This is a genomic window from Dyadobacter sp. OTU695 (genome assembly GCF_038440355.1).
GTDB lineage: Bacteria > Bacteroidota > Bacteroidia > Cytophagales > Spirosomataceae > Dyadobacter.
In genome coordinates, this window is record NZ_JASATN010000001.1 from 1,382,043 (window position 1) to 1,394,069 (window position 12,027).

The following is a 12,027-nucleotide window of genomic DNA, read 5'->3' on the forward strand; positions in this document are numbered from 1 at the left end:
GGTGAATGAAATCCGTATTATTCCCTCTTTTCCAGTTCGGCAAGCACCTAATCCGCATCCGGACCTCCATCACGTTCATAGTGTGCTTTTTTTATCACAATATACAAAATGTTACGCTTCGTAACGGAATCGGGAGGGGGATTTCATTTCTATTGACCGTGAAAATGCTATTTTTGAGCGTATCCTTGATCCAATGACTTTATTACGCTCCCTGATTTATACAACGGCCGTATTGCTGGCCGCCTTCGCCTGCACCCGCCAGGAAGGTCCACTCCCGGAAAAAGGTGTTTCTTTCGCTCTGAACCAGTATCGCAGGCAACACATCGACAGCGTCCGCTACGAGATTGAGCTGGATATCCCGGCAGGGAAAACTGCGAAGATTTCGGGAAAGGAGACAATCTCTTTTCATTTGGACGCACTCGATTCGGCGCTTGTGCTGGACTTCAATGCGGATGCCGACCATTTGCTGGAAGTGCATGTAGGAGGAGAAAAAGTGCCTTACCGTTTTGTGAATGAGCACATTGTCATCGAGGCGAAGTATTTAAATAAAGGCAAAAATGAGGTAGGTATCGATTTTATCGCCGGTGATCAGTCGCTGAACAGGAGCGACGATTATTTGTACACGCTTTTCGTTCCCGACCGTGCTTCGACGTGTTTCCCGCTCTTCGATCAGCCGAACCTTAAAGCAACTTACCAGCTCACTTTGAAAATGCCTGAGGGCTGGGAAGCGGTTTCGAATGGAAAGCTGGATACGAAAACGGCCGGAAAGGGCAAGCGCATGTATCGGTTCGGCGAGACGAAGCCGATCAGTTCCTACCTTTTCGCATTTGCGGCGGGAAAATTTTTCAAGGAGACAAGAGTACTGGATGGCCGGGAGATGACCATGTACTACCGGGAGACGGACACTTCGAAAGTTAGCCGGAATAGGGACGAGGTATTTCAGCTGCACGCCAAATCCCTGGCCTGGCTCGAAAAATACACTGCCATTAGCTATCCTTTCGGGAAGTTCGATTTTGTGTTGCTGCCATCCTTCCAATATGGAGGAATGGAGCATCCGGGGGCTATTTTTTACAATGAGCCCTCATTATTTCTCGATGAAAATGCCTCGGTGAACCGTAGAATGGCCCGTGCGAGTGTGATCGCGCACGAGTCGGCGCATATGTGGTTCGGCGACCTGGTGACGATGGATTGGTTCAACGATGTGTGGCTCAAAGAAGTATTTGCCAATTTTATGGCGGCCAAGATCGTCCACCCCAGTTTTCCGGAAATCAACCATGAGCTGAGATTTCTTCTGGCGCATTATCCGAATGCTTACGAGGTTGACCGGACAGCGGGAACGAACCCGATTTTGCAGCAACTCGGCAATCTTAAAAACGCCGGTACGCTTTACGGGGCAATTATATATATGAAAGCGCCGATCGTGATGAGGCAGTTGGAGCGAAAGATCGGAGAGCGGATGATGCAGGAAAGTCTGCGGGAGTATTTGAAAAAATATGCATTCGGAAATGCGCGCTGGGACGATCTGATCGGCATTATCGACAAGCGAACACCGCAGGACATTGCCACGTGGAGTAACGTGTGGGTGAAAACGCCCGGAATGCCGGAGTATGCTGTTGAAGCGGGCAAACTGGTGCAGGTGAAGGATGCATCGGGGCGTATCTGGGAGCAACCACTGGTTTTGAAGACATTGCAAAATGGCCGGTTCGTTTTCCCCGATCATGACGGAACAGGTTATGGTTATTTTAAAATGGATACTGCTTCCAAAGCGTGTTTTTTTGAACATTACGGCAATGCCGAGACGTCCGATCCGGTTTTCAAAGGGGCTATGTTGGTGAATATCTGGGAAGGATTGCTGCGCGGGGACGGCCCTGCGCCGGAAAAGCTGCTGAATTACACCTTGAATGTATTGCCCAAAGAACAAAACCCGCTTTTGGTCGACTATCTGCTCGGTAACCTGCAAAGCAATTGGTGGGTGTTTTTAAATGCAGGCCAGCGGGCTGCGCATCAGCAGAGGATCGAGCAGGTTCTTTGGCGGCTTTTGAACAATACTGAGGATAAAGGCATACAAACATCCTATTTCCGGGCATTCAAAGCGCTCGCGCTGACGGACGACGGTTGGCAGAAAATGCATGGGCTCTGGACGGGAAAACTCGAAGTTAAGGGCCTTGTGCTGTCGGAAGAAGACAAAATTTCGCTAGCATACGAGCTGGCACTGAAAGGAAAGGATGGCGGTAAGGCTATTCTGGGCGAACAGTTGAAAGCAACTAAAAATCCGGACAGGAAGGCGAGAATGCAGTTTGTAATACCGGCACTAAGTACCAGTGAGGCGGAGCGCGATGCGTTTTTTGAGTCCCTTAAAAAGGAAGAAAACCGTGAAAAAGAAGCTTGGGTACTGGACGCATTAGCCTACCTGCATCACCCGTTGCGGGCGCAAAGCGCATTGAAATACCTGCGGCCCTCGCTGGACCTGTTGCAGGAAATTCAGCTCACAGGCGACATTTTCTTTCCCACACGCTGGTTGCACAATACATTCGCAGGACATTCGTCGCGGGAAGCGGCCGGAATTGCCGAAACGTTTTTAGAAGAACACCCGGCTTATCCTTACTTTTTGAAAAATAAAATATTGCAAGCGACCGACCTGCTCGACCGCTCGGTGAAACTATCCGGTACCTATGCCCAAAAAGAGCATTCCCCTGCATTATCTCAGCAATGAGTCGGGCCTGGGCATTTCCCTGCACCGGATCGACCGGATGAGCCGGATCAATGAGCCGCATATGGATGCCCATCGTGATGCCCATGGTAATTTCTTTTTCCAGGAAGATGGCCACGCCCGCCTGATGGTCGATTTCCGTGAGTTAGAGCTCAAAGGCTGCGGGGCATTTTGCGTGCTTCCCGGCCAGGTGCATTACCCCTTAGAAACGGAGGGTTCCTATGGCTGGTTTTTGGGTGTGGATATGAGCTTGCTCGATGAGCATCATCGCGCGGTTGTGGATGAATACGCATTGCACGGGCTCCCGGTGGCGGTCAATGCGGAGCAGGCCGGGTTGCTTTCCCGGAGCCTGGAACTGTTGCAGGCATTTTGCCAATCTCCTGACCGGTATGGAACTGCCGTCGTGCAATCGATGCTCAAAACCTGCCTGGGTATATTCACTTCGCTGTTTGAACGCGAGCTGCTGGAACGTGTCGTGCAATCGAGGCCGTCGGCCATTACTTCGCAATTCCGCAAACTTTTATCAGAGCATTTCGAAACGGTGAAAAGTCCTTCCGAATATGCCGGGATGCTTAGCATTAGTCCGTCTTATCTGAATGAGGTGGTGAAAGAAACATCGGGCCAGCCGGTGAGCCACTGGATCCAGAACGAAGTGATGATGGAGGCCAAAAGGTTACTCTATTACACAGATTTGACCGTTAAGGAGATCGCATTCGGTCTGGGCTACGAAGACCATACCTATTTTTCGAGGCTGTTCAGAAAAGTGTCGGGTAAATCGGCCGGGCAGTTCCGGGAAGAATACCGCCGATAACCGTTAGTGTTAAAAACCGCGATTTGTCCAATCAATACCACTCTTCCTACCTTTATTCTCTGCGGGTGCCCGTGTTGTTTTGTAAAGTAAAAAATCGGCTGGATCGTCAGCCCAGTAACAACACCAATCGCACTAAAAATGAACATCATCAAACAGAAAGCGCTACACCTGCTTGAAAATGCCTTTGGAAAAACAGGTACCGTCCTGGCGATCCGCGCCTGGGAACCTGCTACTTTCTTTGAAGTGGATGCCCACTTTCCGGATATGGATATGAGTGGCTGGAAACGTGTCCAGCATATTAAAGTACGGGTAGGAGAGGGTATTTACCGCGATTATACACCTGCGGGCTGGGACGAGGATATCCGCACCTGCACGCTGTACATCAATGCCGAACAGGACGGTCCGGGTGCGCAGTGGATACGTTCCCTGCATGCGGGCGACAGCATTACGTATGTGGGCGTGGGCGCAACCATGCACAGGCCCACGTATGCGGGAGAGATGGTGGTTTTCGGGGATATGAGCAGCATCGGGCATTACCTGGCCTTGCAGCAACTGGCCGGCACACGGAAGATCAGCGGCGCGATCACCATAGCTCACGAAAACCACCGGGAAGAGTTTAAAGAGTATTTCAACTGGAATATCCAGCCGGTGAGGAAAAATGGCGACGGCGGGTTGTACTCGATGCTCAAATGGACCAGCGACAGAGCACTGGCCAATTCGAACGTCTATATTTCGGGGCATATCCCGACCTGTATCCGTTTGCGGAAGGAACTTAAACGGCGTGAAGATTCTCCGCTCGGTATCCAGGTGCAGGGATTCTGGTCGTAATTAATCGAAAATGCCGTTCATAGCGGTAAGGATCACGGGTTTGCCTTCTGTGACGATGATCGTATGCTCGTGCTGCGCCACATAACCGCCGCGCGAGCCCACGAGCGTCCAGCCGTCGCGTTCGGTAGAAGTGCTTGTAGAAGCTGTTGAAATGAACGTTTCGATAGCGACCACACTGTTTTTGCGGAAGCGGGCTGTGTTATAGCGATCGTAATAATTGGCGATTTCATGTGGTTCCTCGTGCAGGCTGCGGCCTACGCCGTGGCCTGCCAGGTTCTTAATGACCTTGTAGCCCGATCTTTTAGCCTCGGTTTCAATCAACCGCCCGATATCGGCGATCCTCACGCCGCCTTTGATCTGGCTGAGCGCTGTGCTCAGAATCCTTTTGGAAGCATTCACCAGTTTGCTATGTCCGTGAATATCTTCGCCCAGCACAAAAGAGCCGCCATTATCGGACCAGAAGCCATTCAGTTCTGCCGAAACGTCGATGTTGACCAGGTCGCCTTCTTGTAAAATCTTTGTTTCCGAAGGTATTCCATGCGCGACTTCATTATTGACGCTAATGCATGTCCAGCCGGGGAAGCCATAGGTTAGCTTCGGTGCCGATTTTGCGCCTAGGCCACTCAACATTTCCCCTCCGAAGTCGTCGAGTTCCCTGGCCGTCATACCCGGCTTCGCATGTTCACGCATCGCGCGTAAAGTAGTGGCTACTGCGCGACTTGCTTCCTGCATGCCGGTTAATTCAGATTCTTTCGAAATAGACATTGTTGAGTATCCGTATTATTTTACAATTTTCAACCCCACTTCCTCGTAGACACCATCCCAAAGCGCCACACGCCGTTCGAGGGAGACAACGGTCGCTTTTTCGGCTTCCTGCCAGAACAATTCGTTGTTACCGCAAAGTTTGGCTGTCATTTGCAGGGCCAGATGGCTATGGTGGTCGCCATCGACTTCGATGTGTCGTTCAAGGTAGTATTTAAAAACGGAGATACTGTCGGGGAAATGGCGGTGGATGTCTTCGATGATCGACATGAACATGCCCGGAATGAGGTCTTCACGTCCGAAAGTAAAGATGGCGGCTTGCAGAAACTCCTTGCGGGTATCGATGGTTTCGAATGTAAAACGGACAAATTCACGTGCTTTCTCAGGTGTCCCCGCTGCATTGAATGCGCTTTCAAGATTGCCCGCTTCGCGTAGTACGGTAATAAACCGGCCGATTTCCGTGGTATCGGCACCGCATTGTTCCATTGCATCGAGGTAGAGTTCGAAATGACTTCTGAAATTCCCTTCCATATCGACGTCCGATTCCTCACCAGCCACGATTTCGTTGATAAGATGCCGGGTCTCGCCGTCGCCGGTCGGAAACCAGGGTACGGAGGTGCAGGTGAGGCCATTTTGAAGCGATTTTAACAGCGACATAAAGTCCCAGACGGCGTAAACATGGTATTTCATGAATACTCTGAGGTCTTCGATGTCATTAATAACCGAATAAACTTTGTGCTGGATGATCTGTTGCCGCAAAGGCTCGATGTTCTGCTGGATTCTCGTGATGTGATTGTTCATTATTTGCATATTTCTCTTTTCTAAACCGTAGTTTTGGAAGGTTTGTTCTCGTTTTTGCAAATAAAGGGGAATCCGGGAGCGTAGTTTGCGACGATTTCCTCAAAGTATCATACGGGCGAACAACGGGCACCCGTATGACTTTTAACCGGTTATTTTTGCTCCTGCGGTGAATACCTGACAAGGTCGATGCCGATGCCGTTCGGATCGGAAATGGCGAAATGCCGGTCGCCCCAGGGTTCGTCCCGAAGATCAATCTTCATTTGTATCCCTTTATTTTTCAATTCCTTATAGAGCTTATCGACGTCTTCGACCTCGATAGTCAGGTACATGCCTTGCCCCTGGAATGCTTTGTGGAACAATGGCTGTTGCGAAGGGTGGTTGGGAAGCAGGAAGCTGATCTCGGAAGCACCGCCGGGAGTGTGGAGCAGGAGGTAAAATTCATTTTCGAAAGTGACGCCGAAACCCAGCGTTTGGGTGTAAAATGCTTTTGTTTCGGCGAGTTTGGAAGTGACAATGCCTGCGTTAAGTTTCATTTTTTGTTTGGTTTGAGTTGATGGACCGGTTTGGGAAAGTGCATTGGTGCAGAAACACACGAATGCGCATAATGTGATGAGCTGTTTCATAGTGCTGTTCGTTTTTTGTCGTATTGATGGTACAAAATTCGGTTAGACCATGAAAGCAGGATTGTAAAAAACGGACAAAATCACCTTCCGAACGCTTTTCCGGGCGTCACCCCATAAAGATTTTTGAATTCCTTGATGAAATGGGCCTGATCGTAGTAGCCGTTATCGTAAAACAGCTTGTTTTGGCGGAGGCTTTGCTGTGATGGTTTGGCGCGGAGGATATTCTGGAAACGCACCACCTGGCTGAACGTTTTGGCTGAGTCGCCGATATAATACCCGAAGAGCCTTCTAAGCTGCCGCGGGCTAAGGCCGGTGTCCAGGTCTTTTTCGACATTCAAAACGCCGGAGTTTTGGAGGATAAGGGATAATGCCTCGTAAAAACGAGGGTCGCGGTCAAATTCGGTGCGGACTGCGAAATGTAGGAAATACTCATCGAACCTGCGCTTTATTTCGGCAACCGAAAGTCCCGTTTCGAACGCCGACGCTATGAACCCTGCGGTAGCGGGCAACACAACTCCCAGATTTTCAAAACGATTGCTCAGCTCCGCCGCATTGATTTTGAAGAGTTGCGAAAACATCGTGGGTAAAAACCGTACACCGACATAATCAAAACTGTTTTCAAGCGGGAACTCCGTATATTTTTTACAAAAGCCCATCACGAAATTTTCGGCTGGATTATTTAATTCGAAAAAGATATCAATGCAGCCATCGGCAACGACCCGATATATAAAAGGCTCGTCGAGCGACACCGAAGTCCGCAGCCGCCAGTAACAGTAAATTATGCCCTGCAAGGCTGCATCGGGCATAAATTCCTGATAGGTTACCCGCTCCGCCGACCGTTTTACGGTCGGTTGAACAGGCATGTATAACCTCCGGATATCTGGAATCTGGTGCATCAGGCTTCGTCCGTTAGAAAAGTTTCCGCTGTACGTTAACTCGCTTATTGATAACAGGTTTTGAAAGTTGTCAAATATATTCGTATTTGTAAATTAATATTTTTTCATGTTTGACTGCAATTAAAGACAGGCGTGACCTTTTTCCGGGTTGCGTACGAATTTTTGCGGTTGGCCCCGAACCGTTCAATTTAATATATCTTATGAGCAAAACACTCGATAATCTCCGTTTATATGCAGGTGTTGTAAAAAGGGTAGGGTATACCCTCACGGCAGGTATGCTGACTTCCGGTTCAAGGGATGAACTGCTAAAATTGTACAACTGTTACAATGGCCATCTGCAACCTGAGGACAGCACGCCGGTCGATCCTTTTATTATTCCTAAAACCGACGTTTTCGAGCTTTTCGGCAGCGACCATGCGGCGTACGAAGGCGTTTATGAATGCGGGTTTGGGCACACGACGGAGTTTGAACTAAAAGTCATTAGTAACCTCGTTAAAAAATGGAATCCCCGGCGCATTTTTGAAATAGGCACATTCCAGGGGCGAACCACTTTGAATATGGCCTTAAACAGCGGTACCGATACTGAGATTATTACGCTCGACCTTCCTGCCGAAGAACTGGCTTCAACAAAGATGGAAATTGAGGAAGGAGAAGTGCGCTATGTCGAAAAAGAGGTTTCCGGTGAACGGTTTATCGGCCATCCGGCAGCATCGAAGATCCGGCAGGTGTTCGGAGATTCCGCTTCGTTTGATTTCAGTCAACACAACAATTCCGTCGACCTGGCATTTATCGACGGCTCGCATGCCTACGAATATGTACTGAACGACAGCGAAAAAGTGTTTACAATCATGCGCAAAGGCGGCCTGATCATCTGGCACGACTACACCAACTGGCCCGGCGTCTGGACGGCGCTGAATGAACTTTACGAAAAGGACGCCCGGTTCAGGGGCATTAGGCACATCGGGGGTACCAGCATTGCCATGCTGACGCTTTGACTTAACAAAATAAGCGTAGTAACCTCTGGTTAAATCAACGTATATACGTCATCGGCTGTCCCGGGGAAATGTTGCATTTTTTCAGCCTTTTTCCGTCAGTCCGGGTGCGCATACCCGTGACGGAATACCACGGCATTGTTTTTTTACGGGAGTGGTGAAAAAACGAACAATACTATGAGCAACAGAACCTTAGTTGATGCCTACATCAAAGAACTGGAAGCGGAGTATACTTCGACCCGCAAATGCCTGGAACGCTTTCCGGTTACATTATTCGGTTACAAACCGCATCCTACTTCCATGGAAATGGGCTATCTCACTCTTTTGGTAGCAGAAATTCCCCTTTGGATAACTTTTATGGTCGAGCAAGGGGAGGTCGACTTTGCCACCTACAAACGTTTCGAGTTCAGCACCAGCGAGGAATTGCTTGACCATTTTGAGGAAGTTTTTAACGGCGCCAAAAAATCACTGGCAGGCATTACCGACGACGACCTCGATGCTCCCTTCTATCTTAAACGGCAGGGCCAGGTACTATTTACACAGCCCAAACGTGAGGGCGTCGGCTCGACGATCAACCATTGGATACACCATCGCGGCCAGCTTACCGTATACATGAGGCTGAACGAAATTGCCGTTCCATCCATTTACGGGCCCTCGGCCGATGACCGGACATTCTGATCAGCGAGGCGGTCCGAAGCGGTCGAACTGTTCTTTTTTCAGCTCTTCGAGGATTTCTTTCGTCGATTCGAAACTTGTGTGCTGATAGGCACGAAGCCCGAGTGTTTTGGCCATATTGGCAAACATAATGCGGTCGTCGAAATACACGCACTGGCTGGGTGTGGCCTGTGCGATGCCCATAGCCAGTTCGAAAATGCGCGGGTCGGGCTTGCGCATTTTCACTTCGCAGGAGGAAATGAATGCATCGAAGCAGGTATGTAGTTTGAATTTCTGGATGCGGTAATCGTTCAGTTCTTTTCCCTCATTATTAATGGAAATGATCCTGAAACCACAATCCTTTTTCCATTCTTTGAGCCAGGCCAGCATTCCCGGCAGCTCGACGGACTGCGAATACATAAATTCTTTGAAATCTTCCCGGACGAAATCGCGCGGGTGATTGAAGATCACCGTGTCGAGGTACTGATCGAGGTTCACACTCCCGATTTCGTATACATTGAAAATGAAATTATGGAGTTGGTCCATTTCCTTGTAATTGAGGCCGAATTTCTCCGCCGCCAGGATGCGGGATTCGTGGCCCCATCCATTGCTCAAAAGGACGCCGCCAATGTCGAAAAAGAGGATTTTGAGATCGCTGATCTGCATAGTGAGTAAAATATATGGTTCCGCCGTAAAGATGTGGGGTTAATTTGTGATTTCCTCCTCTCAGGAAAGGATTGATAAGGAGATATGATTTGTATAGAATATGTGACAAATTTGTAGATATTTCTTTTGATATTTGTATTCTAATATATACTCAAAGTTCCTTGACGATGATGAACGAAACTATAAAACGCTACGAGCGCATTGTTATGAACATTGGAGAACTTATTGAGGTGTCAGGGTATAGAAACGATTACCTGGCCGGTAAATTAGGATTGACGACCGTCAATTTCTCGGCAAAGAAGAACCGCAAGACCTTCACACTGGAGGAGATTAAAAAGTTGGCGCACATCATTGATAACGATGACGTTCAGGATTATCTGCTGGCCCTCGAAATGGAAGAGCGCGAGAATGAGGAAACCATCACTCATGAAGAGTTTTTCAAGCTCATGGGATGGAACTAGTCTTCAAGAAGTCGTTCTACAGAAACTTTGTGCGGCTACCGTCTCATGTCCAAAGCGCCACGCAGGTCATACTCAGGAAATTAATAAGCGCCGACACTTTGGGAACTGCCGGTGTTGATTATGCCCCAATCCGGGGGCAGAGGGTTGGCTGTAATTATTACCGGATTCGCATCGGTCAATATCGAATGGGTATTGAATATGTTGTGCCCAACCTAATCGTGGTAACGATCGCCGTTCGTGGCGATATTTATAAGACTTTTCCTCCAAAATAAAAGCCGGTGCGAGAGTGATTCGCACCGGCTTTATGCTTTATCATACCCATACTACCGTCGACCGCCACGGAAACCTCCCCCACTAAAACCACCCCGGCTGAAACCTCCGCCTCCACCGTTAAATGTACGTCCTCCGAAAGATCCGTAAGACCGGGAAGGGGCTGTAAAACTACCACCGCGTGGCACCGACCGGAAACCTTGTGCATTTACCGACCGTGGTGCGGAACGGAATGCCTGACCCCTGTCGAACAGGTAGGAACGGCTGCCGACAGCAGGGCTAAAGTGTCTCGCAGCGGAGCCAATGAAGGCCGTTCTGGGTGAATACCCGTAATGCCGTGGGGCGATGGTGTGGTAATAGTGGTCATACTGGCGGTACAGGTGCGGATAATACCGGTAAGCGCCACCAAAGAACCATCTCGAAAAGCCCAGTGAAGGCATTGCGTAAACCATCGGGTAGCCGCCCAGGCCGAAATAGAAGCCGGAACCATAGCCATACAAGCCGGGATACCACATGGGCGAGCCGTACCAGTAGGGATAACCAAACCAGTAAGAATAAGGGCTGCCGTAGTTAACGACTTTATCGCCGGTTGGTGCGGGGTAACTGTAACCGCCCTGAGAGGCATATTGTTGCGAAGCCTGGCTCAGCTCCTGCATCGCCTGTGGATTTTGTTTCAACTCATCCTGATACGCAGCCAGTTCCTCTTTGTTTTGTGCCTCGATTTGGTTGTGAATGTTGGCCAGATCGTTGCGTACGTCGGCCGGGTTATCTTTGAAACGTTCGCCGAGCCGGGCTACCAGATCGGAGTGGTCGTTCAGGAGCGACAATACATCCGGCATTTCTTCCAATGTTTTGAAAGCCTCCTGCGCATCGGGGTTCAGCAGCGCGATCATGCTTTGAAAAGAGTTGCCAGCCTCCTCATTGAGGTTGTCTACTTTCACCAGGTCGGTATGGTGATTGTTGTACAACTTCCAGGCGGCTTCTTTCAACTCGGGAGTAGGGTTAACGTTCGCCAGCATTCCGTCAATCGCCTCGCGTGAAGTTTTACGTGGCAGCGTCGCCAGTTTGTGCATCAGATCGGGGTATCGGCTGACTTCGTAAAACCAGCTTTGTTTCTTTTGAGGGTAATTCTGAATAATTTGTTGAAACCCCGCGCTGCTTTTTTCCCGGATCCCGGCCAGTTTAGCCAGCACATCAGGGTATTGGGTAGCTACGAGTATATCATTGCGGACACCGTCGTCGTACGGTGCAATGGCTTTAAGCAGGCTTTGGTCAGTGACAATATTTTGTTGCGCGTTACTAACCATTTGATCATCCTGGCCGTAGCCGGTGAGGCTGGCGGCGGAGAGCAGAATAGTGGCAAACAAATGAAGCGGTTTCATGGTATTAAACTGTTAAAATTGAATAGCTTCTTGACTTTTGATGATACCAAGGTATCCTGCGATTCTGTTGAAAAATTGAAGATTCGGGCGTTTTGGAAAAATATTCCCGCATGATTTCCGAAGTTCACAACATCACCCCCAACTCGGAAAAGTGAGCCCGGAAATACGTGC

Annotated in this window: 12 protein-coding genes; 6 read left to right on the top strand and 6 right to left on the bottom strand. The window is 49.4% G+C overall.

Translation table 11 applies throughout. From position 1 onward, the window contains the following. Positions 1–193 precede the first annotated feature (193 nt). From AAHB90_RS05645 to AAHB90_RS05655, 3 genes are all read left to right on the top strand, one after another. Complete coding sequence (locus tag AAHB90_RS05645; protein WP_342083941.1) at positions 194–2,713, top strand: M1 family metallopeptidase; 2,520 nt, start codon at positions 194–196, stop codon at positions 2,711–2,713. Then, complete coding sequence (locus AAHB90_RS05650; protein ID WP_342083942.1) at positions 2,673–3,521, top strand: helix-turn-helix domain-containing protein; 849 nt, start codon at positions 2,673–2,675, stop codon at positions 3,519–3,521. The genes AAHB90_RS05645 and AAHB90_RS05650 overlap by 41 nt, the downstream gene beginning before the upstream one ends. Positions 3,522–3,659: 138 nt before the next feature. Further along, entirely contained in the window at positions 3,660–4,349 is a 690-nt protein-coding gene (locus AAHB90_RS05655) for a hypothetical protein (protein WP_342083943.1), read from the top strand. Here AAHB90_RS05655 and map read toward each other — a convergent pair whose 3' ends face one another. From map to AAHB90_RS05675, 4 genes are all read right to left on the bottom strand, one after another. Further along, complete coding sequence (gene map / locus AAHB90_RS05660; protein ID WP_342083944.1) at positions 4,350–5,114, bottom strand: type I methionyl aminopeptidase; 765 nt, start codon at positions 5,112–5,114, stop codon at positions 4,350–4,352. A 15-nt stretch (positions 5,115–5,129) separates the two neighbouring features. Continuing rightward, positions 5,130–5,912 (bottom strand): DUF3050 domain-containing protein, encoded by a 783-nt coding sequence (locus AAHB90_RS05665; protein ID WP_342083945.1) that lies wholly within the window; start codon positions 5,910–5,912, stop codon positions 5,130–5,132. 149 nt (positions 5,913–6,061) lie between these two features. Next, a complete protein-coding gene (locus tag AAHB90_RS05670) occupies positions 6,062–6,445 on the bottom strand; it encodes a VOC family protein (RefSeq protein ID WP_342083946.1) in 384 nt (127 codons plus the stop codon). Between the two features lie 170 nt (positions 6,446–6,615). After that, positions 6,616–7,431, bottom strand: a complete 816-nt coding sequence (locus AAHB90_RS05675; RefSeq protein ID WP_342083947.1) for an AraC family transcriptional regulator — start codon at positions 7,429–7,431, stop codon at positions 6,616–6,618. 200 nt (positions 7,432–7,631) lie between these two features. Here AAHB90_RS05675 and AAHB90_RS05680 point away from each other — a divergent pair, with 200 nt between their 5' ends. Together AAHB90_RS05680 and AAHB90_RS05685 are read left to right on the top strand one after the other, a co-directional pair. Beyond that, the gene (locus tag AAHB90_RS05680) at positions 7,632–8,426 is read left to right on the top strand and encodes a class I SAM-dependent methyltransferase (RefSeq protein WP_342083948.1); all 795 of its coding nucleotides are present in this window, start codon (positions 7,632–7,634) and stop codon (positions 8,424–8,426) included. A gap of 174 nt (positions 8,427–8,600) precedes the next feature. Beyond that, positions 8,601–9,101: a DinB family protein gene (locus AAHB90_RS05685; protein ID WP_342083949.1), complete on the top strand. Its 501-nt coding sequence runs from the start codon at positions 8,601–8,603 to the stop codon at positions 9,099–9,101. Here the strand turns inward: AAHB90_RS05685 and AAHB90_RS05690 are convergent, their stop codons facing one another. Then, positions 9,102–9,743: an HAD family hydrolase gene (locus AAHB90_RS05690; protein WP_342083950.1), complete on the bottom strand. Its 642-nt coding sequence runs from the start codon at positions 9,741–9,743 to the stop codon at positions 9,102–9,104. A 170-nt stretch (positions 9,744–9,913) separates the two neighbouring features. Between AAHB90_RS05690 and AAHB90_RS05695 the strand changes: the two genes are divergently transcribed. After that, positions 9,914–10,204 (top strand): hypothetical protein, encoded by a 291-nt coding sequence (locus tag AAHB90_RS05695; RefSeq protein WP_342083951.1) that lies wholly within the window; start codon positions 9,914–9,916, stop codon positions 10,202–10,204. Positions 10,205–10,527: 323 nt separating this feature from the next. Here AAHB90_RS05695 and AAHB90_RS05700 read toward each other — a convergent pair whose 3' ends face one another. Further along, positions 10,528–11,856, bottom strand: a complete 1,329-nt coding sequence (locus AAHB90_RS05700; protein WP_342083952.1) for a hypothetical protein — start codon at positions 11,854–11,856, stop codon at positions 10,528–10,530. Positions 11,857–12,027: the final 171 nt, after the last annotated feature.